20 protein-coding genes and 1 pseudogene are annotated in these 24,505 nt (G+C 57.5%); 8 read left to right on the top strand and 13 right to left on the bottom strand.

The features are described from left to right. Positions 1 to 57: 57 nt before the first annotated feature. The 10 genes from CK215_RS26315 to CK215_RS26265 form a co-directional block, all read right to left on the bottom strand. Complete coding sequence (locus tag CK215_RS26315) at positions 58 to 942, bottom strand: ABC transporter permease (RefSeq protein WP_170950398.1); 885 nt, start codon at positions 940 to 942, stop codon at positions 58 to 60. Between the two features lie 12 nt (positions 943 to 954). Beyond that, entirely contained in the window at positions 955 to 1,791 is an 837-nt protein-coding gene (locus CK215_RS26310) for an ABC transporter permease (protein ID WP_095832624.1), read from the bottom strand. Between the two features lie 145 nt (positions 1,792 to 1,936). Next, positions 1,937 to 2,977, bottom strand: coding sequence for an extracellular solute-binding protein (locus CK215_RS26305; RefSeq protein WP_170950397.1), 1,041 nt, complete (start codon positions 2,975 to 2,977; stop codon positions 1,937 to 1,939). Positions 2,978 to 3,005: 28 nt separating this feature from the next. Further along, positions 3,006 to 4,133 (bottom strand): ABC transporter ATP-binding protein, encoded by a 1,128-nt coding sequence (locus CK215_RS26300; RefSeq protein ID WP_095832622.1) that lies wholly within the window; start codon positions 4,131 to 4,133, stop codon positions 3,006 to 3,008. Next, positions 4,115 to 5,521, bottom strand: a complete 1,407-nt coding sequence (locus tag CK215_RS26295; protein ID WP_095832621.1) for an amidohydrolase family protein — start codon at positions 5,519 to 5,521, stop codon at positions 4,115 to 4,117. Before CK215_RS26295 ends, CK215_RS26300 begins: the two co-directional genes overlap by 19 nt. Further along, the gene (locus CK215_RS26290) at positions 5,518 to 7,167 is read right to left on the bottom strand and encodes an AMP-binding protein (protein WP_170950396.1); all 1,650 of its coding nucleotides are present in this window, start codon (positions 7,165 to 7,167) and stop codon (positions 5,518 to 5,520) included. Before CK215_RS26290 ends, CK215_RS26295 begins: the two co-directional genes overlap by 4 nt. Then, complete coding sequence (locus CK215_RS26285) at positions 7,164 to 8,003, bottom strand: MaoC/PaaZ C-terminal domain-containing protein (RefSeq protein WP_095832619.1); 840 nt, start codon at positions 8,001 to 8,003, stop codon at positions 7,164 to 7,166. The genes CK215_RS26290 and CK215_RS26285 overlap by 4 nt, the downstream gene beginning before the upstream one ends. Continuing rightward, positions 8,000 to 8,923, bottom strand: coding sequence for an SDR family NAD(P)-dependent oxidoreductase (locus CK215_RS26280; protein ID WP_095832618.1), 924 nt, complete (start codon positions 8,921 to 8,923; stop codon positions 8,000 to 8,002). Before CK215_RS26280 ends, CK215_RS26285 begins: the two co-directional genes overlap by 4 nt. Before the next feature lie 414 nt (positions 8,924 to 9,337). Beyond that, positions 9,338 to 10,489 carry an acetyl-CoA acetyltransferase gene (locus tag CK215_RS26270; protein ID WP_095832616.1) on the bottom strand — a complete coding sequence of 384 codons (1,152 nt, stop codon included), beginning with the start codon at positions 10,487 to 10,489 and terminating at the stop codon, positions 9,338 to 9,340. A gap of 262 nt (positions 10,490 to 10,751) precedes the next feature. Further along, entirely contained in the window at positions 10,752 to 11,741 is a 990-nt protein-coding gene (locus CK215_RS26265; protein ID WP_245418816.1) for a serine hydrolase, read from the bottom strand. Between the two features lie 405 nt (positions 11,742 to 12,146). Here CK215_RS26265 and CK215_RS26260 point away from each other — a divergent pair, with 405 nt between their 5' ends. The 3 genes and pseudogenes from CK215_RS26260 to CK215_RS26250 all read left to right on the top strand — a co-directional run. After that, entirely contained in the window at positions 12,147 to 13,004 is an 858-nt protein-coding gene (locus tag CK215_RS26260) for a MaoC family dehydratase (RefSeq protein WP_210201694.1), read from the top strand. 116 nt (positions 13,005 to 13,120) lie between these two features. Next, positions 13,121 to 13,981, top strand: a complete 861-nt coding sequence (locus tag CK215_RS26255) for a helix-turn-helix domain-containing protein (protein WP_170950395.1) — start codon at positions 13,121 to 13,123, stop codon at positions 13,979 to 13,981. Positions 13,982 to 14,375: 394 nt separating this feature from the next. Next, a pseudogene (locus tag CK215_RS26250) lies at positions 14,376 to 14,867 on the top strand (transposase); the annotation flags it as partial. 501 nt (positions 14,868 to 15,368) lie between these two features. Here CK215_RS26250 and CK215_RS32030 read toward each other — a convergent pair. The 3 genes from CK215_RS32030 to ectB form a co-directional block, all read right to left on the bottom strand. After that, entirely contained in the window at positions 15,369 to 15,746 is a 378-nt protein-coding gene (locus tag CK215_RS32030; RefSeq protein ID WP_245418821.1) for an autoinducer binding domain-containing protein, read from the bottom strand. 1,274 nt (positions 15,747 to 17,020) lie between these two features. Then, a complete protein-coding gene (locus CK215_RS26240; protein WP_095832612.1) occupies positions 17,021 to 17,863 on the bottom strand; it encodes a hypothetical protein in 843 nt (280 codons plus the stop codon). Next, positions 17,853 to 19,112 (bottom strand): diaminobutyrate--2-oxoglutarate transaminase, encoded by a 1,260-nt coding sequence (gene ectB, locus CK215_RS26235; RefSeq protein WP_095832611.1) that lies wholly within the window; start codon positions 19,110 to 19,112, stop codon positions 17,853 to 17,855. The genes CK215_RS26240 and ectB overlap by 11 nt, the downstream gene beginning before the upstream one ends. Positions 19,113 to 20,071: 959 nt before the next feature. Between ectB and CK215_RS26225 the strand changes: the two genes are divergently transcribed. The 5 genes from CK215_RS26225 to queC all read left to right on the top strand — a co-directional run bounded on the left by CK215_RS26225 (position 20,072) and on the right by queC (position 22,844). Further along, on the top strand, positions 20,072 to 20,401 hold the full coding sequence (locus CK215_RS26225) for an iron-sulfur cluster assembly accessory protein (RefSeq protein WP_095832609.1): 330 nt from the start codon (positions 20,072 to 20,074) through the stop codon (positions 20,399 to 20,401). Continuing rightward, positions 20,398 to 20,880: an iron-sulfur cluster assembly scaffold protein gene (locus CK215_RS26220; RefSeq protein WP_245418815.1), complete on the top strand. Its 483-nt coding sequence runs from the start codon at positions 20,398 to 20,400 to the stop codon at positions 20,878 to 20,880. The genes CK215_RS26225 and CK215_RS26220 overlap by 4 nt, the downstream gene beginning before the upstream one ends. Before the next feature lie 236 nt (positions 20,881 to 21,116). Then, complete coding sequence (gene queE, locus CK215_RS26210; RefSeq protein WP_095832607.1) at positions 21,117 to 21,752, top strand: 7-carboxy-7-deazaguanine synthase; 636 nt, start codon at positions 21,117 to 21,119, stop codon at positions 21,750 to 21,752. Then, the gene (queD, locus tag CK215_RS26205; protein ID WP_095832606.1) at positions 21,749 to 22,102 is read left to right on the top strand and encodes a 6-carboxytetrahydropterin synthase QueD; all 354 of its coding nucleotides are present in this window, start codon (positions 21,749 to 21,751) and stop codon (positions 22,100 to 22,102) included. The genes queE and queD overlap by 4 nt, the downstream gene beginning before the upstream one ends. A gap of 4 nt (positions 22,103 to 22,106) precedes the next feature. Then, complete coding sequence (queC, locus tag CK215_RS26200) at positions 22,107 to 22,844, top strand: 7-cyano-7-deazaguanine synthase QueC (protein WP_095832605.1); 738 nt, start codon at positions 22,107 to 22,109, stop codon at positions 22,842 to 22,844. Positions 22,845 to 24,505 lie beyond the last annotated feature (1,661 nt).

Raw genomic sequence — 24,505 nt, 5'->3', positions numbered from 1 at the left:
GAGCCTCGTTGTCGTATTGTGGAGTTCTGTTCTTGCGGCTGGGCCTGCGTAGCTTCCTCAGAAGCGGCGCAAGAGTAGGCCAGACCGACGGGTCAACAGGGCAACGCAGCCAAGAGAAATCACGGTCAATAATATCAACAGCGTCGCAACCGCAGTAATCGTGGGGTCGATCTGCAATTCTAGCTTGTTAAACATCAGCTTAGGGATAGTAAAATTCGATCCGAACAGGAATACAGACAATATAACTTCATCAAAACTAACGATTAATACCAAGATTCCGACGGCTGCAATTGACGGCATCACGTTTGGTATAACAACCCTTGAAAATACGATCCGCCCACTTGCTCCAAGTGTCCGGGCGGCGTCCTCAATGCGGTTGTCTAGAGACGAGATGGCAACAGACGTAAGAATAATGACGTACGGAACACTTTGCAGAGTGTGCGCGATGATGACTGCGGTCAAAGAGCCGAGCAACCCCGTTCGGGCAAAGGCTATGTAGAGGGCAATTGCAAGAATGATCGATGGCAGGACGAGAGGAGCCATGAAGTTGGCCTCTACCGCCCATCGAGCGATAAACCGACCTCGCACCAGCGCGTAAGCCGCCACTGTTCCCATTCCGAGAGCGAGAACCGAGGATATGCACGCAATAATGATCGAATTTCGCAATGCAATCATCCAAGCTGGATCGCTAAAGAACGCCGCGTACCAGCGCAGGGAAAAGCCCGGAGGCGGAAACATCAGGGACTCCGCGGAGGAGAAGGACATTGGAACGACGATTAAAACCGGCAGAACCAAGAAGAGAAGTGTCGCGACAGCAAGCAAGACCACAAGCCCGCGCTCAACCACCGAAAATAGTCTCAGCGATGGTCCTTGCGAGCGGACACCCTCACCGCGCCAAGGACTTGCGCTCGAACCTGCGCCATTCCGCGCATCGCTATTCATCACCATCCTCCGTCAATTTCTGCCGCCGGAGCGCAATCTGTAGTTGATGCCGTACAAAAGCAGGATCGTTACCATGAGTATCACCGACAACGCTGCTGCTGTTTCCCAGCGTGGAAGCGTGTTGATGAGGACGTCCAGCATGTTGGCGATCATCACCACGTTGCCCCCGCCCAGAACCGCCGGGGTGATGTAGAAGCCGAGCGACAAGATAAAAACGAGGGTTGCGCTCGCTGCTACCGCCGACCCGCTCAGCGGAAAAAACAGGCGCCAAAAGATCGCGCGTTTGGAAGCGCCCAACGAGGCTGCCGCTTGGAAACATCTTTCATCGAACCGGCTAAATGCCGAATAAAGCGGGAGCACAAAAAAGGGTAAAAGGACGTTGACCATGCCGATCAGGACGCCGTATTCGTTATAGAGAAATTGGACCGGCTGATGAACCAATCCGGTAGCAAGAAGCGCCCGATTGAGGAGCCCGTCGTTTCCGAGAATGACAATCCAGGAATAGGTCCGGATCAAGACGCTGATCCAAAAGGGTACCAGTACGAGCACGAGACAGGCGGCGCGCCCACGTGACGAGAGCCCTCGCATCCAGTAGGCAAGCGGATACCCTAAGAAGATGCATGCAAGCGTTGTCATGCTCGCGATACGCAGAGTGTTGGCTATGACCCGCAGGTAAACCGGCGTTTTAATAAGATAGACGTAGTGCCGCGTGGTCGGCGTCGGATTTGAGAAACTCCACTCTAACATTGTTAGGACTGGTACATCGAATGCGAGCATCATGAAAAGCAGGAGCGGCGCCACCATAACGAAAAAGCGCAACTCTCCAGTTTGTATGCGGGCGAGCCACATGCTGATGTCCCTCCTTTGATCCTAGGAATGGAGCACTGCGAGACCACTGTTCGGAACTACCGAACCCGGCATGAGCAGAGCTTGGGTTCGGTCCTGTCTTTTTCGGCGGTCACGTCGCCGAATGTGCAAGCGATACGCCGTTTAGCTAACGCGCGAGTTTCCACTCCTGCCACCGTTGCGCTACGGCATCGCCGTTCTCGAACCACCATTTGCCGTTCGACAGTAGCTGCCGATCTTTGTTTTTGGGTGAAGTTGGCATTTTGTCCTTGAGCTGTTCAGGCAGATACTGGGCCATTTGTGGGCTATTGCCTGGGTAGAAGACCCGTTCTGCCTGCAATGCCTGCTTCTCAGGTACGGTCCAGTCGTGCAGGGCTAGCATTGCCGCTTCCACCTCCTGGGCAGGTGCTCCCTTCGGCACCACCCACCACGCAATGTCGAGCAAAGCTTGGTTATAATTGAACTCCAGCTCAGGCCGGGGCATGATTCGGCCATTCCAAGCCATGCAGTAAGCAACTTCGTTGTCTGCAAGTAGCGTTGCCGCTTGTTGGCCCGACGTCCACCACACGGAAACATTAGGCGCAATCCGCTCGAGGGAACGGAAGGCACGATCAACATCCAGCGGATAGATCTTGTCCAACGGAACGCCGTCAGCCATCAATGCTGCTGGAAGCACAGATTCGGGTTCATCTCGCAGGCAGCGCTTTCCGGGGAACTTTTCCACGTTCCAGAAATCTGCCCAAGTCTCGATTGGCTGAGTTCCCTTCTTCCAGGCCATGCCGGTCGAGAAGTAGCTCTGCCCAAAGGCGTAATCCTGCCTCGTTTCCGGGAATACTGACAGCGGATTAATCAACTTCCAGTTGAGCTTCTCTAACAGACCAAGAGAGACTGCCTGCTCCAACGTCTGGCTATTCATGTCCCATAGCGAGGCCGTGACGTTCCCAGATTCAACCATGGCACGAAGTTTGCCGAAGCTGGTCGGCGAAACGTAATCGATCTGGATGCCGGTGCGTTCCGTAAATGGCTTGAAAAATGCCTCGACCGAGGCGTCGTGGCTTGCGCCGCCCGAATCTCCGACGATGAATTTCTTCGCAGGCTCACTCACTGCTATGGTTGGGTGAACCACTGTAGCGACGAAAAGGCATGAGATTGCCATGGCTGCTGCTGTGAAACGACGGGCCATTGTCATTGAGCTCTCCTCCGGGGTGACATGATTGTTACTTTTCACTGTCCTGGAGGAGCCACCCATCTTCAGGTCTCCAGGTAATGCACACGCGATCCCCCGGCGAGAACCTCGGGACCACGTGCTGACATGATGCGACTAGGTTCGTGCCGATGGACGGTTCCTGCATGGTGTAACGGACGATCTCACCCTGGTAGACTACGTCCGCAACTTCGCAATTGATGCCGAACCGGCCGGTTCGCACGTCAGTCGCTGGTTCGAGGTTGATGCGCTCCGGCCGAACAAGCATCGTCGCGCGGCTTCCGGGTAATCTACTGCCAGAAGGGAGTGGCAACTTTATTCCGCCATCCAGAGTGAGAACCGCGTCGTCGCCTTCTCGGGCCACATCACCGTCAAGCAAGTTGGCGACGCCGAGAAAGCCCGCCACGAAGCGATTGGCAGGCTGCCTGTAAAGCTCTGCCGGTGTGGCTATCTGCTGAATGACGCCTTGTGCGAGTACAGCAATGCGGTCGCTCGTCGACATCGCCTCGTCCTGGTCATGCGTAACCAGAATGGCCGTTACGCCCAACGTGCGCTGCAAGCGGCGCAGTTCCATCCGAACCTCTTCACGAAGCTTCCGGTCGAGCGCGGCCAGAGGCTCATCCAGCAGCAGAAGCCTCGGTCCGAATACCACCGCACGGGCGATGGCGACCCGCTGCTGCTGACCGCCCGAAAGCTGTGAAGGCTTCCTATTCTCCAAGCCATTCAGGCGCACGAGGTCAATCGCCCATTCGACGCGCGCCTTGATGTCACGCTTGTTGATGCCGCGCACGGCCAAAGGGAAAGCGATGTTGCTAGCCACCGTCATGTTCGGGAACAATGCGTAGGATTGGAAAACCAGACCAATGTCGCGTTGGGCCGGGGGGACGAGTGTGACGTCACGTGATCCGATCATGATGCGGCCGCCTGTCGGTTGGACAAGTCCGGCAATCAATCCCAGGAGAGTGGACTTGCCGGAGCCGCTTGGGCCGAGAATGGAAAGGAACTCACCCTCGGCTACCGTGAGATCGATGCCCGCGACGGCAGGTAGCCCGCCGTAATCTTTGCGTAGCCCCGAGACCTCGATTACAGGTGATCGATTGGCTATTACCTTGTCATCGCTTATTAATTGATGACTGGCCATGAGACCCTCGGAACATAACCGACCCTACTGAGGACACGCCGAGCCATCGCGCGGGCGGAGGCTAACACAGCTTCCTGATCCAGTTGCGTTGATTGGCCGTTCAGCAGCACCAGCTTTCCATTGACAAATACCGTCGAGGCGAGCGTGCTATGGCCGGTCAATAATAGTTCTTGGACAGGATTGATGCCCGGCAGCGTTTCGGGCTCGCTATTGCTTCTGATCACGATATCTGCCCTCTTGCCGACCTCAATGGCGCCTATCATCTCAGACAGTCCCAGTGCCTTGGCAGCGTGGGTTGTCCGCATTTCCAAAAGCCGAGTTGAGGGGATGTAGTGCTTGTCCTGCCTTGCAGCCAAGTATCCGATGTGTTCCAGGCCACCGAAGGTCCATACTTTTGCTACGTCAACTCCAAATACGACATTGCATCCGCGGTCTATAAGCTCTGGAATACGCGGCTTCTTGTCGGAACTGATGCCGTAGTACATGGCATTCCCGGGGTGCCATACTAAGGACATACCAGAATCGAGAATGACCGAAATCTCGTCATCACGAATCACGTTCATGTGGACAAACAGGCAATTTGGTCCGAGTAATCCACGTTGAGCAAAGTAGACCATGCTGCTGCTGCCGCCGTTGAGGCGAGCGTCATCGCGCTCGGCCTGCTCCGGCGTAAAGTTGTGGTGCATGGTGAAGGTCACGCCAGCAGTATCAGCGCAATCCTTGGCGGCGCGCATCAGGTGTTCCGACTGGGAGCCCTCCCCGTAAATTGCCACGTGCCCGCGAACGAGCCCGTAAGGATCGTTGTTTCGCACCAGTTGCCCGCCGAGAACCTTGAACGCACGCTCGGAGTCGTTCGGAATGCGTGCCGTCTTTGAGGGCCGAGCATTCCCGGCATCGCTCACGTCCCAGAGATAGGGATCTGCTAATCCCGCTCTAACGCCTACCGATTCTACCGCTGCGGCTGCCGCATCGGGCTCATAAACGGTACCTGGCTCTAGAAAGAAGGTGTAGCCGTGTTTGAGCATCTCAAGACCAACGACTTGAGTTTGGATATACTCGTCCTCAGCCTCGAGTTGGTTCGTCCATTCGGAAAATGCTAACGGCGCTGTGGTTTTCGGGTCGTCAGGTGCAATTCCCCGGATGAGGTGAATATTCGCGTGGTAGTGGCAATCAATAAAACCGGGATGGATCACCGCCCCTTTAGCGTCAAACAGCCGGCGAGGTTGGAAACGGGTTGACAGATCCGCATCACGACCGACTGCGATGATCGTTTTGTCATTAATCGCAACCGCCCCACAGCTGTACACGGTGCGCTCGGCGTCCATTGTAAGGAGGTAGCCGTTGCGAATTAGAGTGTCACAGGATTCTGAAACCGGTTTGCCCGTCATAATTTGCTGCTCCCCTCGACGATTGATTTCGGCAATTCGCGATCCCAACAGTCAGCCCGAAGATCGGGCTTCTCCTCCTTGAGTTGCCGCTTGTCGACGCGTTCCGAGGGGGTACGTGGAAAGTTCTTCCGGTATTCGATGAACCGCGGAACCTTGAAGGGCGCTAGATGACTGCTGCAAAAGGCCGCGATTTGTTCAGGCGGTAATTCGGAGGGGTTGATATCATCGACGAGTAGGATGTAGGCTTTGACCTCCTCGCCGCGGATTTCATCAGGCACCGGAACGACCGCCGCATCCTTGATCTCAGGCATCTGGCGGAGAACTGTTTCGACCTCTACCGCCGAGATATTCTCGCCCGATCGCCTTACGACGTCCTTCTTGCGCCCTTTGAAATAGACAAATGAGCGCTCATCTCGCATTACCAAGTCGCCCGAGTGGAACCAGCCATCGCGAAGCGCCTCCTGGGTGGCATCAGGCAAGCGAAAGTAGCCACTAAATAGTCCCGGTCCGCGAATTAGCGCTTCGCCGACCTGTCCCGGCGGCAAATCCCTGCCCCCATCGTCGACGATGCGCAAATCGACCTCTGGCGCCGGTATGCCAATTGCTCCCGACCCGATCATTTCGTCATGCATGTGCCATGGCATACGGCAAATCGTGCCGGCCTCGGTGGAACCGTAATTGTCCAGCCAAGGAAACCCGAACCGTCCCACCAGCGTGGCGTGAAGATCCGCGGGAACGGCAGCGCAGATCGCATGGTCCACACGATGCGCCCGCTCAAGAGGATGCGGCGGCGATTTGGCGAGCAGCACTGGCATCGACGCGATGGCATGAACGCGCGTAACCTCAAAGCGATTGACGATGTCCCAGTATTTCGAAACGCTGAACCGGCGAGCAACCACCAATGAGCCGCCTGAATGAAGCATCATGAGAAGGAACAATGCTGGATCGGCATAGAAGAATGGTCCGGTGGAAAACGCACGGTCGCGACCACCTGGTACCATACGTATGTCGGTATCGATCGATCGCAGCCAGCGTTCGTGATTGAAGAGACACCCCTTGGGCACGCCGGTCGTACCCGATGTGTAGAAGATCGCGATCATGTCATCGCGCTTGCATTGGGCCGCACGCAGATCAAATGGTGCGGAGCCGCGCGCCGGTGCCGGGAGCCCTCGTGGCTCCTGCCCATCCAACGTGACCACTAAACAGGGGTTTGGAAGACTTTTGGCCAAGCGAGCGAGTAAATCGCCATTTCCTGATTCGGTGATCAAAACGGTTGGCCCGCTGTCGCGGAGGATATACCCTGCGTCGTGCTCGCGCGCCGTAGGATTGATTGATACGAGTATGCCCCGGTTGGCCATGGCGGCGAACAATGCAACGAGATATTCCGTGCGGTTGCCGATCGCGATCGCGACACGGTCGCCCGGCTTGATGAGGGGGCGCAGATAGGCAGCGAAGCTAGAGGTTAGCTCCATGAATTCGGAGCGGCCTATAGTCACCCCGTCCTCGAACATAAGCAGCGGCCGGTCACCGTTGCGATCACACCCCGTGCAAAGCAGTTCGATCAGAGTCTTGGCAGAGCAGCCGCTCCAGGGCGCTCCGGCATTCAAGTGCGACACAGCTGCGCCGAGCTTTACGGCCTCGATCATGCTGCAACCTCCGCCCATCCATTGCTAACGATCCTTGTCCCCGCGCGGTCGACCGCCTCGAACACATAATTTTTGGCCTGAAGAGTTGAGGCAGCAGGGCCGAGCCTCACGGAAATCGTCTGACCCGGCTCGATCAGGAGCAAACCCGAGAAGCGCATAGCTAGCCTGCGCAGCCTCCGTGAGTCCCCTCCGCAGCACAGATCGACCAGTGCCCGGGAAACGAAGGCCATCGTGCAGATGCCGTGAACGATCGGACCCGGCAGGCCGAGCGCCTTCGCGGCGACCGCATCGAATGTATAGGGACTCCGGTCGCCGGAAGCCTCCGCAAATCGCAGCGTCTGGTCAGGATCAAGCGGATAGATTAGCGTCGTAGCGAATTGATGCTTGGCACCGACTCCGCCATGGGCCGGGGCCATCCGACCGCAATCCTGGTCCGCGAACGCACCTTTTGCCAGACTGTATTGGAAATGCTCCGCGATCAGGTTCTCCCGTTGATCCTTCATGATCGCGTGAGTCACAACTACTGTGCCGATCGAGCGCCGCTGAACGCCGATAACCCGGGCCTCCGTGAGCACTGTTGTATCCGGCTCGATTGCGCGGTGAAGGATCAGGTCATGTTCGCCGTGGAAGGCGAAGCCGTCGAATACGGCGCGCCTGGCCCTGCCGATCACATCAAGCGTTGGCACGACCGCGAACACCGGCGGCGCAAGCACCCCTTCGACATGAGATAGAACCGTATCATTGGTTGACCGCGCAAAGGCGACGATTTGCTGCTTATCGACACCGAAAATGCCGATTTCCGCCTGGCCGCCAACCCGATCGAAAGCCCAGGTCACGAACAGAGCCCTCCCTGATGCGCTTGGAGGTCAGCAAGCAATTCCTTCCCCGACGGATGGGTAATGAGCCGCGACGGAACTTCCCGGTCCAGATCCTCGAAGGCCCATTGTCCCGAAGGATTCATCAGATCGCTGACAACCTGCGGCAGGGACAGGATAAGCAATCGGCTGCCATAGACTTGAAAGAGTTGCCCATTCGCCGGACATTCCTTTGCGGCAAGCCACGCGACGACCGATGACACATTGCTCGGATCCAGGGGGTCGAAGCCGTTATCAACGGGCGCCGTCTGGATCGATCCGATCATACGGGTGCGTGCCGATGGCGAGACCGCGTTCGAGCGCACACCATAGCGACTGGCTTCGATCTCGATCACCCGAGAGAGTGCGACGATACCGAGCTTTGCTGCAGCGTAATTGGCTTGGCCAAAGTTTCCCCTATATGCGGAGACGGAGGACGTGTGGACGATGGAGGCGTCGATCTGGTGGCCAGCCTTCGCATGATCTCGCCAGTAGGTCACCGCATGCCTGGACGTCGCCGCGTGTCCCTTCAAGTGAACGGCGATCACGGAGTCCCAGTCCCTCTCTTCCATATTTACAAAGGCGCGGTCCCGAAGAATGCCAGCATTGTTTACTAGAACGTGCAGACCTCCAAAGGTGTCAATGGCGAACCTGACCATATCCGCCGCCGCGTCCCAGTTAGAGACGTCATGGCGGCTTACCACCGCCTCGCCGCCTCCAGCGCGTATTTCCGCTACAACTTCGTCAGCTGGCGAAAGTCCAGTGTGCGAGCCGTCGAGGGCCACTCCGAGATCATTGACGACCACTTTGGCACCGTGGCTCGCCAGCATCAGCGCATGCGAACGTCCGAGCCCCGAGCCGGCGCCGGTGACAATGGCCACCCTATCTTTTAAACGAGTCATTTAGGCAAAACTCCCGGAATATGGTTCAAAGACCGGCAATCGAAGCTCACCCCCGCGTTCCAGCCACGCGACTCTGACCCTATCGCCGATAGAAGGCTCCCCATTGACGAGCCTGGTCATCAGGCGCGGCCCCTCTTCGAGCTCAACGATTGCCACCGAATACGGCGGAGGCAAATCGGGCAGGACCTGCCGCCATACCTTGGTCTTGCTGAAGACCACCCCAAGACCCGAAGCTTTTACCCATTCGAGGGTGTCAGAGTGGCAAACTACGCAGAATGGCCGCGGATAGAGGCTGTTTTGATCGCAATTGCGACACCTCTGTAAGACCAGCTCGCAACCCGATGCCGCCCGCCAGAACGGGGCGGAGAGAGGATCCGAATATTCTGCTATGACATCCGTCATGGCGATGCCCCTTCAGTTTGAGCCAAGGACGAGGGTAGCCGCGGAACCAAAGCAGGCCCCACCGATACCGTGAACCACAGCAAGCTCGGGTTCTGTCACTTGGCGAAGTCCCGCTTCGCCGCGCAGCTGCCGTACCGCTTCGACAATCAGCAGCAGGCCAAGCATGCCGGGGTGGTTGTAGGAAAGCCCCCCACCCATCGGGTTCACCGGCAGCGTACCGCCGGGGCCAATCCGCTCGGGACTTGCGAACGCGCCTCCTTCCCCCTTTCTACAAAAACCAAGATCCTCAAGTTGCATGATCACCGCGATGGTGAAATTGTCGTACAGGAGGACCAGGTCCATGTCGTCGGGCACAACGCCGGCCATTCCATACGCCTGTCGGGCCGACTCGACGCCCGGCGTGATAGTCGGGTCGGGTATCTGACTGACCATCCAATGGGTGACCTTTTCACCCATTCCAAGCACTCGTACGGCAGACTTGCGCGCATCGCGCGCCCGCGCCGCAGTCGTTACGACGACTGCACCGCCGCCATCTGTGACCAGACAGCAGTCAAGCGCATGCAAAGGCTCCGCCACGTATGGCGAGTCCATAACCTGACCCCTCGTCAGGGGCGTGCGAGCCCACGCTTTCGGGTTCGTGGTGGCCCAGGCCCGAGCGGCAACGGCAACGTCAGCCATCTGCTCTGCCGTAGTGCCATACTGGTGCATATGGCGCGCAGCAATCAATGCGTAATTTCCGATGGGGCGCGGCAGTCCGTACGGTGCTTCGAATTGCCCGCTGAGCGAGCGATCTCGTCCGACGTTGCCGCTGCGCGAGCGCAGGCTGCGCTGCCTGGACGCATATGCAATCAGCGCCACCTCACAGTGTCCGGCTCGGACTGCGGCGAAAGCATGGTGCACATAGGCCTCGAAAGAACCGCCCCCGATATCCGTGCTATCGACGTAGCTAGGTGCAATACCAAGATACTCGGCGACTTCTGCGACCGGCTGTCTTCCAGACACACTGACGAACAGGCCATCGACATCACGCAGGGTCATCCCTGCCTCGTCAAGCGCTTCGCGACACGCCAAGGCAATCATGGAGAGTTCGGTCTGATCTGCGACTTTGCCGAGGGGAGCTTCAGCAACGCCGGCGATGAACACCCCCCCTGCACTGCTTGTCATAATGCCCTCCCCGCGGTCGTTCCCAGCTGCAGTTGATGCAGAGAGCCTACAACGGTCCTTAGTCGCCTGTCCAGTAAGTTTCCGCTATGTGAAAACTAAAATTTCAACATGCGGAAAAATTTGCATGAGCATTGCTGCCTAATCGCGCCACTTGCAGAGCGATGCGTCCGGCAGTCCACCAGCCGCCAATGAAGTATGCCACACGAGTGGCTGGCAAGGCTCCGGATCTCGCGAAGCTGACCGGCTAAAACTATTTCGCGGCTTAGCGTTCGCTCAGCGCAGCTCGGATCGCAAGCAGAGCAACTCTATCGTCAATCCAACGTTGATTGACGGTGTCGTCGTCGGGAAAGGCGGATAGCTTAACGGCTGCAAACTCGGCGCCGGGGTCGACATATAGGGTCTGTCCGCCATGTCCGCGCGCCCAAATGGTGCGACGGCGGGTATCCTCAATCCACCACTGATTATGATAGGCACCGTTAGGCAGTAATTTGCGCATGTCTTCCGGGAGCTCGACTCTGCCGTTCCGAGTGGCTTCTATCCAACCGCAGGGAATGATCTGTCGGCCGCGCCAAGCACCCCCCTCAACCAGCAGTTGGGCAAACCGCCCCAAGTCGCGGAGCGTTGCGCACAAGCCGCCGCTAGCTATCGCGAAACCGGCGTCGTCCACAACGATATAGGCGTCCTCTTCGGCCCCCATAGGCACCCAAAGTTCATAGCTCATCAGGTCGGCCAATGACATTCCGGATACCCGCTGCAAAACGAAGCCCAGCACGCACGATTCGATCGAGCGATAATTAAACAGGGCACCGTGTGACCGCTCTGCTTCATGAAGCGAGAGGATCAGCTCCCAATATGTTCGCGGCCACCCCGGCACAGGCTGGCGGTACCAGCCAGCGTATAGGCCCTTCTGCATGTGGGAGCCTTCGTTCAGCGATTCGTCAAAAATCACGCCGCTTGACATGTCGAGAAGCTGCTGCACCGTCGCTCCGCGATACGCCGTCGCAGCGAGTTCCGGCAGATAGTGCGTGACTGGCTTGCGGACATCCAGCAGCTCTTTGTTCATCAGCATTCCGGTGAGCGTCCCGGTGAACGACTTTGTCACTGACATTACGAGATGCTGGTTTTGGGGGCCCAGGCAATCCATGTAATACTCGAGGATGATCCGGCCTCGATGTAGCACCAAAAGCCCGGCTGTAAAATTCCGCTCAAGAAGGTCTGCCACCGAGCGCTTGCCATCGGAAAATCTGACCATGAGTTCTCCCAGGGACTGAAGCGACTCGGGCAATGGCCGCACGGGGCCAGAACCGCGCCATATCGGGGCAGTAGTCGTCATTTCGCGCACGTGCTGGAAGGTCCAACGGTTCCAAGGCGACATGTCCCAGCCCACTCGCGGGATGAGCGGCGCACCAGGGTTACGTGGATCTCGGTGCTGCATGCCGGTCATGTCCTCACGTTGAGCGTCGCCAGCAGCTGCCACAATGCCACCTCCACCGGGCGCCCCTCAGGCTATAGCGCTGCTTAGCCGCCTGTCTAGTCGATTTCCACTATACGGTAAAAGACTTTCGATATGCGGAAAACGTGTTATGAAGCTGAAGTGAGGCGTTCCGGCGCCACGGCCGAACCAAAGGGCCTGAGGACAGACAGGGAGTCACCACACGTGAAGAGCGACATTGTACGCTGCTGGGAATTCGGAGACGTAAGGCAAGAATACGAAAGCCGCGACGCGATTCTGTATGGCCTCGGCATCGGCTTAGGAGGACACCCGCTCGATGTGAATGAGCTGCGTTTCGTGACCGAGAGCAGGCTGGAACATCCACTGCCGACATTCGCCACGGTGCTGGCCAAGCCACCGCTGGATGACCTGTTCGAGGCTGGCGAAATTGATCGCGTCAAGGTGGTGCAGGGCGAACAGCGTTGCCTATTCGACCGGCCGCTACCCCTTGCCGGCGAAGTAGTCGGTCGCGCCAGAGTTACAGGTGTATGGGACAAGGGCACTGAACGAGGCGCCTTAATCAGATGGGATCATGAGCTGTTCGACGCGCACTCGGGAGAGCGCTATTGCCGGTCACGCAGCATAACTTTCGCAAGGGGCGACGGCGGCTGCGGCGGGGATACAAAACCACCTCCAGCTCCGCATGCCGTGCCGAGCGGGCCAGCGGAAGCATTCTATGACCATCCCACCGTTCCCCAAGCGGCCCTGATTTACCGGCAGTTGGGCGATCACAATCCTCTGCACAGCGATCCTGAAGTGGCACTTAAAGCGGGCTTCGGTCGGCCGATTTTGCATGGGCTCTGTACCTATGGTATTGCGGGATGGGCCGTGATCCGCACGTTCCTAAACAGCCGGGTGGAAAATCTCGTGGAGCTTAACTGCCGCTTCTCGAAGCCTGCTTTTCCCGGAGAGACTCTGCGGACCGAGATGTGGCGGCATGCAAACGCTATAGCATTCCGGGTGCGCGCGCTGGAGCGGGACGTAATTACTATCGACAATGGCCACGCGCTCATTCAAAATTAAAATCGGTGTTGCGCGTCGTGTAGTGAAATGGGCTTCGCTTCAAGGGTGAGAAAGTTGTTTCGTGGTGTTTTCCGCCTATGATAATGGCGGAGTTCAGCCCTATCGGAGAAGCGAAGGTGAGAACCGTAACCAGTGAAATGAATGGCGAGCCCCGTGCGCTGGCGCGGACGGCCTCAACACCCAAGACAAGCCGCAATTCAGATCGGGCCACGGAAGGATCAAAGAGCCTGCGGCGGGCGCTTCTCTTGTTGCGCACGGTTGCCGCGCATGACGACAAGGGCATGCGACTGACGGAGCTTGCAAGCTCGACTCACATGCACACAACGACGACGCACAGGCTGCTTTCGGCACTCCAAGACGAGCGGATGATTTCGTTCGATCCCAACACGAAGCTCTATAAGCTTGGCCTTGAGATGCTGCTCTTGGCCGAGTCGGCCCATCGCATGACGATCAAAGATCAGTTGCATCAGGTTCTCGTGGCGTTAGCGCAGGATTGTGGCGAGGACGTTCATTCCATCGTTCCGGCAGGCGACGATCATGTGCTAATAGACAAGGTTGAAGGCACCGAACTGGGGCGCATTACAAGCCCAGCGATTGGGTGCCGTCGGCCGATTGGCGTTGGCGCCGGTTCCATCGCCCTTTTGACCGCTGTTTCAAATGCGGAGGCACGCAGCCTCTACGAGCGTAATTTGCCCCACTTGGCCAACATCCGGTGGACGACGCCTGATCGCATCTGGCGCGATATTGTTGCCGCCCGTCGCCGGGGCTTCTCGGTGGTAAAGGGCCAATTGTTGAAGGACGCGACCGCAATCAGCGTGGCAGCACTTAACAGCGTCGGGGAGCCAGTAGCAAGTGTTACTGTATTTGGACCCAACTCGCGGCTGGGGCGTTCAAAATATGATTTGATCGCCGATCGGATTCGGCAGCAAATCGTTGCGACGGGCAAATTCCACACTCCTCTATGCTCTCCCTCCTGATTCACCCATACTCTTGGGTGCGATAAACGCGTGGTTGAGCGCTGACCTTGATATCTTCTTACGATCCGAGCGGCGCGGGAGTTCGACAATTGGCTGTTGTCTGGCATCGCTGAAAGGGTATGGAGATCACACATTCACAGAAGTCTCGAGGGCCGAGGAGCATGCTTTTCGTCTGGCGCAACAAGCCGCTACAATTGTTTAACAGCCAGCCCCATCCTCTGGTGTATTTTCTTTATGTGAAGTGGTGGTCCGTCTTGACAGGAAGCTCGGTAATATGCCTGCCGCCATCACCGCCATTGATCGATGGGCTGGCCGCGGTCGGCTCCGCGAGGCGCATCGGCATCGACGTAGTGGGCCGCATTGCGGGCCGACGCGCGAGGAGATCCGCGGCTATCTGCGTCGCCTCGTGCCGACCACCCGTATCCTGATCCGCGGCGATGGCCACTATGGCCGGGCGCAAGTCATGGCCTGGTGAAGAACAACGGCATCGACTACCTCTTCGGCCTACCCGGCAACAAGGTTCTGGAGCGGCTCGTCGACGAGAGCGCCGACGACATCCGCACGCGCCGCGCGCTCGAGCGCAAGTCTGTGCTGCGCGGCTATGCCAAGACCCACTACAAGGCGAAGTCCTGGAACCTTGAGCGTCGCGTCTGCTCGCATCGAGGCAACCGCGATGGGCCTCGACGTCCGCTTCGTCGTCACCAATGTCGACAAAGGCCCCGCCGAGCACATCTATAACGTGATTTACTGCGCCCGCGGCCAGGCCGAAAACCTGATCAAGATGCACAAGAGTCAGCTCGCCTCCGACCGCACCTCCTGCCGCTCACCGATTGCCAACCAGTCTTGGTCCTAGACACCGCCGCATACTGGTTGAATCATCCTGCGCTAGGCGGTGCCCACGCCCCATCATCTGCGCAACGCCGAGTTACTTTTTCAAGCAAGCTGCAGCGCCACGGCTGGCCGGCCACCCAAACCCACCCTGGTCCGCGGCGACGGCGACCTATGGCCGGGGCGCAGGAGCCTGGTGCAATAACAACGCGCTCGACGACCTCTTCGGATTGCCCGGCAACAAGGTGCTCCAGCGTCTCGTTCATATACTCAAAGTGCAATAGCGCCGTCTGGGCGACTTCTGTACGCAAATTTTTGCGTTTCATATCACGCTTATAATGCTACGCTTTAGAGCCTCTATCGCGGCAGTTATTCTGCTCTTGATTGTTCTGATCACGTTCTTTATGTGAAGATTCACGGAATTTACAGATACCCCAAGAATCTTTTCCTATTTCCCACGACGATTTGCCCTTCACCGTCCATACGATGCAATCCTTTTCTCTTGCAGAAAGATTAGATGTGCTCTCGATGCCTGTCGAATTAGCGAATTCCGCGACTCTCAAATGGAACTGCAACGCCGCGAATTGCAAGTGCGTGATTGCTCTATTTCGGAATTCACCTCCCAGGCGTGATCGAAGTTCACGATCGCAAGGCTGCCGTCGGGGCCGTGCAACGGGACGCTAATTCCTGACCGTAAGCCAAAGGTGGCAACCTCGTCCAAAACGCGCCGCTCGTCTTCAGTGTGCTTTCGTCGTTGTCCTAGAAGGAAGGCTTCTATTCGCCTCCGACTTCTCTTGATAATAGGGTTTATCTTGTCATAGCCCATTTCTCCATCCGGGTAATTCAGCATGACCGCCGGATCGCCTCGCACCGGCTTTAAGCCTTTTTGGTCTCGTGCAAGAGAGCCATAGGAGACCCACGGGCAATCAAAATTCAGGGCAAAGCAGATAGCAGGTCGAACAACTGCTTGGGTTTTCCGATACCATCAGTCCGGTCGAGAAAACGCGCAAACTCGACCGCCAACCGCCTCCCTGGCAGCCCCAGGGAAATCTATCCTGGGTAACAAAAGTAGCTGGTCGGACACTCTAGGTGATAGGTCTCGAAATTCAGTGGCAGCAGCATTCGCCGGGGTTCCATTGGCTCTGCTCCGTAGCCATTTGTTTGGATGGTTGTCCAATTGGCGAACCACAGGTTCCAGCTGTGAGGCTACGGCTCCACGTCGTCATCGGCAGGCCAACATCATCGGCGCTCTAGCATCTCACCGCAATTGGTGGAGCTAATTTAAGTTACAATGGTGTTTCGCTTTCGCGAACCGCGCGCAACAAACAACACAAGGCGTCTTACCTCAATATGCATTTGCCACTTTCATGTTATAATAAATTGATTGCACGGCTTTTTTAGATTACTCACTGATCGGGCGCGCAACTTTCCTGCCGAGGAGAAGGGGCTCAAAACGACGACCTCACATTGTAAATTCGTAGGTGTAAGGCTCTTGTGGGTCCTGAGGCGCTTCCGGAAATTCTATTTCTAGCCGCTGACAAAGTCAGCGAAATGGCGACGGAGTTCCAAGGGTTGAGGGTGGCGTTCTGGATGGTGGTTTATCCGTTCGACTTTGGGATGCCTAAGCTTTGTAAGGGGCGATCGATATCGTTGCGGTAATGGCTTTCTTCAAGGTACGAGCGCGGAACCTCGATGGTCTGATGGCCTTTGGCGCGCAGATGCGCCTTGGGCTTGGCGAGAGCCGTTTATCAAAATCTTGTGCGTATCGACATTTGTCGCGGATGACAACATCGACCTTTGCCAGCGTCGGAGCGAGCAGCATTTCGACGTAGATCTCAAAGATGCGCTAGCTCATCGGGTGTCGACGACGAGAGGTGCGGTGAGCCATGGCAGCGCAGCCCGGCGATGAAGCCGTTGCCGTTTAGCCAACGGGGCGCAGGCGCGCGGTCCCATTTCGCCGATGAACACAAGCCGATCCGGCTCGAGCCGCATCCACGGCTGGCACCTCTGACGCCACTGCTGCCGCGCCTGCTGACGTCGAGATCACTGTTGGCCAGAGCAGAATGAGCCAAACGTGATTGAGGCGAGAGCGACCTGCAGGCTTGTTGCAGCAGCGGTCAGTTCGGCAAGTTCCCGGCTGGTCTTTGGATCAGCTGAGGGCTATGACTGAGGGGGCCCTCGTTGCGCGGAGGCGTCGGTCAGACATTCACGTCAGGTCCACCAGAGAACAAGATCTGGCCGAGCAAATCCGAAAAAGCAATTCAGAAGCACGCGACGCTTTCCGTTGCCTGATTGGCCGGTGACCCCATGAACGAAACCGCCGTCAAGTAAGGCGATGTCCCCGGCCTTGAGCTGGATGTCGCGACACGGCACATCCTTTAGATAGACTGCTGAATAGGGATAGCCCGTGGTCTCCACCCCCTGCGACTCTCGGTCGTCGACCGTGGGCTTGTGGCTCCAGAGCCGCAGATTGCCGCCTTCCTTGGACATGCTGGGGTAGAAGTTGAGCGCGGCTACGGTATTGTGCGCTACCGCAGAGAGCTCGTAATCGTTCCCGGCACGTAGCACTTGAGCGACATCGTCGTGGGGGTCCAAGGCAAATGTGCCACTGCCAGACCAACTGAGAGCGCGACAGACGTTAGCCTGACCGTGTTCTGAACGGGCCAGCCGCAATTCGATACCCTCTTTGTGAAGCTCGCGCTTCAGCGCTTCGAATACTGCTCGGACCGGGTCAACTAAATTGCCAAAAAGGGCCTCAACGTGCGGCCGTGCATTTTCCGCCTGCCTGAAATAAGTGGCTGCATCCTTCCTATAGTGGGAAGCGCCGACATATTGTCCGGGGACTCCATCTTTGCGCTCGTTAAGACCGGGACTGCCAAAAAAATTCTCGGTGATCTCGTCAGCTATTTCGCTGCTGAAAGCTTGCTTGATATGCAGAGCCGTGACCTCACCCTTCAGGACCGAGATGATCTCCGCAGTGCTGATCGACCCGGTTCGTTCTTTGATCGTAAGAGGCGAGATGGCCGGCGTTTGAAGTGCTTGGTTAGCAGCCATTTGTTTTCTCCTGTAGTGCCTGATCGAGGATGGCAATGCCGTGATCGAGTTCGTCATCTGAGATGGTTATCGGCGGAAGGACTTTGATGACGTCTCGATTTGGCCCTGAAGACTCGATCAGCAGGCCGTTTTGGAACGCGACATCGTGCACACGGCCGGCAAGGGCCTGTGAACCGCACTTGAGGCCGGCCATCAGACCGCGGCCGCGCTTCTGTTCAATGGAATTAGGGAATTTCGCAACAAGGCGATCAAGGTGTTCTTGCAGTTTGACGGCCGTCCGCTCGACGGCTGTAGTGAACTGCCTATCGGACCACATTATGCACATGGCCGCGGAAGTCACGAAGGCGAGATTATTGCCTCTAAAGGTCCCGCTATGTTCTCCCGGCTTCCATATATCCAGGTCGGGGCGAATGAGAACTATGGACAACGGGTTGCCTGAACCGCTTAGCGATTTTGAAAGACACACGATGTCGGGCTCGATTTTCGCGAACTCGAACGAGAAGAAATCGCCCGTTCGTCCCGAACCTGCCTGAATGTCGTCGACGATGAAAACAACATCGTGCTTACGGCAAATGCGCTGAATTTCTGAGAGCCAAGGTGCGGATGCGGTGTTCATGCCGCCTTCTGCCTGGATGGGCTCCAGGATGATTGCGGCCGGCTTTTCTATACCGCTGCCTGGGTCGCTCAACACGTGATCGATGTAGCTCGCGGAATCGAAAGTTTGGTTCGGATAGTTCTCGTAAGGGACACGGATCACATCGTGGCGAGCAACGCCGCCAAGCTGTCTGGTTGACGCTGAACCCGACACAGCCAAGGAGCCGAGCGACATGCCGTGGTACGAATTTGTGAAGGCCATGACACTCGAGCGGCCGGTATATTTTCGCGCCAGCGCCAACGCCGCTTCGTTAGCGTTTGTCCCCGTCGGCCCAGGAAACTGGATCTTGTAAGAAAGGCCCCGAGGCTTCAGGATCGACTCAACGAAAACTTTGATGAAATCACGCTTTGCGGCTGTATACATATCAAGCGACAAGACAATATTTTGCTCGGCGAGATATTTGATTGCCGGCGCCATGATACCCGGGTTGTTATGACCGTAGTTGAGCGCGCCAGACCCTACAAGGAAATCAATATAGGGCTTGCCGGACTCGTCCCAGATTGTCGCCCCAAGTGACTTTTTAAAGACCGTTGGAAACGATCGTCCATAGCGACGAACGTTAGACTCGTAAGCTGCAAAAATGTCGATATCCATCAAAGGGCCTCTCTGTATGCGGCTTGCGATCAACGTAGCAGGTTCTATATTGACGCATTCCAAACCGTTGAGCTGGACGATTAGCTACGGCCAATCTCGGACTTGAAGTAGCATGGTCGGCGACTTGCATTCGCAAAGAGTCTGTAAACTTGTTTGAAGAATCTGTTGCAACGCTTTGGATAGGGATGGGCACCCGCCTTGGGGCAACTCTATCGGCGGGGTTGTTCACGGGAGCCAATGACATAACCACCCCGGTTTGCCAGCATGATTGAAACTACGATGCTTGGGTATTTTTCTATTCCGGCCGTGACGGGATCCTTGCCCACGAGTAGCTGTGACAAATAGCGATTTCTCTCCTTCGATGTGACGGCGAGACCGGTACTCGCTCGAGTTTCGTTTTGGAGCGCGGACGAGCCAGACCGCGATTTGCGATAGAACTGGAGCTGACCGGCGCGCCCTCTAATCGAAGCCGTGGTCGCCGTGCCGGTGATTGGGCCGTTCCCTTGGGGCGCGTTGGCCCACCTGGCTTGACGGCATTTACAATACCTCAGTCGGCCCTCGCGAGGCGACGGCCGCACTGCGGCCACGGGCCGAGCACGCGAGTGGTGTTCGCCATCACGGGTTGACGCGGAAGGCGCCTGCTTCGAGAAGGCACGATCGAAGCGTCATCGACAAACACGGTGTTCGCCACCGAACCGGTGATGACGACGGCGGGGCTTTTGGACCGCATCCGATCCACATTCATATGATCGAAAACGCAGGCTGTGCTCAGGCGACGACATTGGCGATTTGTCCGATGCCGCTTTTTGTACGCAAGGTTTCACTCAGCCAGACATCCGACAAATTGTTGGATGTGAGACAGGGCGCAAAATCAGCCAACCGGTTGTTTTAATCCAATTTCCTCTCTGGCACGTTCTGTGCAGCGTGGCTTGCGAACGCATCAGCGAGAAAATAGTCCCATGATCACACTCACTGAAAACGCTGTCGCCGCCATCAAGGCCGCGCTTTCCCGCGCCGACGAACCGGCAGAAGGCTTTCGCATCATGGTCGAGCCGGGCGGCTGCGGCGGCCTCAAATACCAGATGGGTCTGGAAAGCGTCCCGCGCGAGGGGGATGCCATCATGGAGCCGAACGGGGTCAAGGTGTTCATCGACTCAAGCTCCCAGCCGCATCTCGTCGGCATGACCGTTGACTTCGTGACGAACCTGGAGTCCTCGGGCTTTGTCTTTGACAATCCCAATGCTGGGGACAAATGCGCCTGCGGCAAGTCCTTCCGCAAGGCGCCATGACGACAAGGATCGGCGCCGTGCGGGATGATACCGACAACGTCCACCTCATCAGCGACAAGGTCTATTTCATCAACCCCAACAATGTCGGCGCTTTGGACATCCCCAAAGCGGCCGGCAAGGTCGGCGCCGTCGCCTACGGCGATGGGCTTAAATTGACGATGGCTTTCGACCGTAAGACGCAAACGATCTCCGCCGCAACGTTCCAGACCTTCGGCCGCGGCTCGGACATAACCGCTTCCTCGCCGCTTGCCGAATTCATCGTCGGCAAGACCATCGATGAAGCCCTTCAGATCACCGATGAGGACATGGCGGATTTTCTCGGCGCTATGCCGCCGCACACGACATACTCATCGCTCGACCGCCTCATTCTGGAGCGCGGCTTGCGGCTGATGGGCGAGTTCTTCCGTGCTGTGAGGCAGGCTTCCGACGAGACGCCAGGTTTTTCACGGGTGGTCCTCGTCAAGGCATCATCGCCATGAGCGACGTGATCGAACCATTTCTCATGATGATAGGCTTCGAGGAGCCAGAGACCCTTCCCCACCGCCTCCACCCGCTGAAACCTTCTTCCGCGCGGAGTTCGGGCGTGTGGGTTTTCCGCATCGGGCGCCGACGGTGGAACGAGCTGCAAAGCGTGCGGCGGGACGCTTCCCACCTTTTGCCGCGTCTCATAAGCCGGCAGAGAAGTTCCCTTGCTCACTCGAGGGCCGCCTAAGCAATGTCATATGCGGTCAAGGAAATTTTCTACACTCTTCAAGGTGAAGGGCGAAATGCGGGGCGGGCTGCCGTATTTTGTCGTTTCGCCGGCTGTAACCTTTGGTCGGGACGTGAAGGCGACCGGGAAAGAGCATTTTGCGGATTCTGCGACACTGATTTCGTTGGGATTGATGGCCCCGGTGGCGGACATTTTGCCACCGCACGGGAGCTTGCGTTGGCGGTCGAGCAAGCCTGGCGCGGGTCCGGACCTGGGCAGCGTCTTGTCGTGCTCACCGGAGGAGAACCCCTCCTCCAGATCGATAAACAACTCCTGGAAGCGCTGCATTCCTTGGCATTTGAGATTGCCGTGGAGACCAACGGTACCACTCCCACGCTCGCCGGCATCGACTGGCTGTGCGTCAGCCCGAAATGCAATGCACGCCTCGTGGTCACGGCAGGGGACGAGCTAAAGCTTGTATACCCTCAGTTTGGCGCGGAGCCCGAACATTTCGAAGTTCTCTCGTTTGAGCACCTTTTGCTTCAGCCAATGGATGGGCCAGGGCGCGATGCGAATACGGCCGCCGCAGTGGCCTATTGTCTTGCCAACCCACGTTGGCGCTTGAGCCTGCAAACTCACAAGCTTCTCGGGATCCCATGAAAATTACGCAAGTGTTCACCTTCGAGGCAGCGCACCGTCTTCCGCGCGTGCCAGAGACCCACCGCTGTCACCGCTTGCATGGCCATTCATACCGTGTGGAACTGCGCCTGGAAGGGCCTGTCGATCCAGACACTGGCTTTGTCATCGATTTCTTCGATGTTGAGGCTGTGTTCGGACCGCTTTTGCAACGTCTCGACCATCAGTATCTGAATGAGATTGTGGGTCTCGAAAATCCGACCGCGGAAAACATTGCGGTCTGGATCTGGAACCAAACCAAGCCGCTTATTGGCCAGATGTGCTCGGTAACGGTCTATGAGACGCCGCTGTGCTGGGCTGAATACGAGGGTTGACCTGATGCAACGAGATTCGGGAACCGCACTCGTGCTTTTCTCCGGCGGGCAGGATTCGACAACCTGCCTGACCTGGGCGCTGGAGAACTTCGAGCGCGTCGAGACAATCGGCTTCGACTATGGACAGCAGCACCGGATCGAGCTCGATGTGCGGCCATACCTGCTTGGGCGCATTCGAAAAGACTTTCCGGCCTGGGGTGGACGACTAGGCGAGGACCACATGATTGACATGACCGTGCTCGGCCAAATCAGTGATACCGCGCTCACGCGCGACGTCGAGTTCGCAGTGAACGCGAACGGCCTAGCGAATACCTTCGTGCCTGGCCGCAACCTTTTGTTCCTCGGCTTTGCGGCCGCGATAGCTTACCGGATCGGCGCAAAACACCTCGTGATCGGCGTGTCCGAGATGGATCGTTTCGGCTACCCGGATTGTCGAGATGACGCAGTTAAAGCGATGCAACTTGCCCTGAACCTTGGAATGGAGACGCGTTTCGTCATTCACACACCCCTTATGCGGCTGGACAAGGCGCAGACCTGGGCGCTGGCGGATTCGCTGGGCGGCGAGCCGCTGGTGAAGCTCATCTGCGAAGAAAGTCACACCTGCTATAGCGGAGACCGCGAGCATCGACACAGCTGGGGTTTCGGTTGCGGGACCTGCTTCGAGTGTAATCTTCGCGCAGCAGGATGGGAGCAATTCCGATCCTCCAAAGAAGGACCCTTGGCCTCCCATGAATTGACGTGAGCGCCCAGTTCCAGGCCAACGGTGGCAATCTGTTCCATAGTGGTTTCCTTCTCTTTGTGGTGTTCAGCAAGACAGGTACGCGCCTTCGATGCCGTTTCGAACGGCTGTCCCATACCATCGACCTTGATGATCCTCGCCGATCGCGTGGCGCTGTTTTGGCAGCACCATGGCGAGCAGACTGCGATCGTTATTCTTGATCCCGGTCGCATTGAGCGTGGAGCGTACTGCCGAGAAAAAGGAGAGGTTGTGCTCACGAGAGGCGGTTGATGCTCCACCCTGCTGATATGTGGAGATCGTCGATACACGTCCATAACCAGCATGGCCGCACCATCATTGAAGCGACGAATGACGCGCATCGGCAATCGATGCCGGCGCCTGCGTAAACCGGGCGGGGGCAGGCGCCCGCGGCGGAGCGATGTTGCGGATATCGCTCTCTTCGGCGCAATCAAAGGATTTGTCGATCGCGCCCTGCAAATGCGCCCAGTGAGCACCTTGGCCGTGCTACACCGATAACAAGCCAGTTTTGCTTTGACAAGGTATCCCTGTTGCTGGGCCGCAGCGAATATCCCCGACTAAAATTGACTGCAGCGCGTCGCGCTTAGCGCTCGCTGGGCGGAGCTGGTCCGGGTTGCGAAGCCCGGCGAGCGCGGATCGTCTTGGACTAGTGTGGGGATCAGCCGCGGTTCTTGAAGCGCCAGGATTCATGTCCGATTTCGATAATCTCGCAATAATGCGGGAGATGGAGAGCAGTGCGGTCGTTGTCGCGTCGAAGAAGCGGCCGCGCCGGCCGTCGCGGATGAGCGCGCGGGTGATGGCATTGGCCCGATACGAGTTCCCGTTCGGGGCCAAAATCAGCACACCATAGAACAAACGCTATCAGGGGGAGATCTCAGCCGCCAGGCGAAGAAGGAGAAGAAAATGATGGAACGCAAGCTTGACGTGATCGCAGCCTCGCTGAGGAGTGTCGGGAGCGTGTCGAGGCATGCTTCGAAAAGTTAGAGGACGAAGGTCGAGAGCTTCGGCGAGCCGCGCCGTGCGGCTGGGAAGGCTCAGGCAGAGATTGTCTCCGACTCTAAGATCACCTTGGGTCTCGAAGAGGGATGAGCATGGCCGATATTTGTCTGTCGACACGGAGAGCTACTTAGAGGCGATCGGGGGACAACTCGACCTCATCGTCGCCTCCGCTCGCGCGCCCCTGCCACAGAGCGGCTCGGTGAAGTCGTAGCCCAAAAGCCTGCTCCGCCGAGTGCCAAAAGAGCGCCAGATGGACGAATCTGCTCGAAGGCCACGCGCGCCGGCTGAACGCGCCGTTTCGGTCAAGACAGATGAAGGGACGACGGTCTGTTCGCTCGCAATAGCTATTAGCAACCCCTCGTTAAGCCGTTAAGCCGGATATCGACCTGCCTGTTCTCACGCTCGCGGGGGACCCCTCTTCCCCCGCCCATGCTGGCCCGGTTCACCTCCGCGCCAGGGTGTCCGGCGATGTGCTCGCCGAGCACGACCAACTCGAGCACGCTTGGCCACAGCTTCGGTACCTGATCAAGTAGATGCTTCAACGCCTGCGCGACAGTTTCGTGGTTTGCAATTTATCAAATTCATGGCGATCATTGCCGCATCCGCTAAATGACAAAAAAAATTAAACGGCCATGTCTGCTGTCTCT

Source organism: Mesorhizobium sp. WSM3864 (assembly GCF_002294955.1).
In the GTDB taxonomy this organism is placed as follows: domain Bacteria; phylum Pseudomonadota; class Alphaproteobacteria; order Rhizobiales; family Rhizobiaceae; genus Mesorhizobium.
The sequence above is the reverse complement of the archived record's forward strand: the minus strand, read 5'-3'. Positions and strand labels throughout refer to the sequence as shown.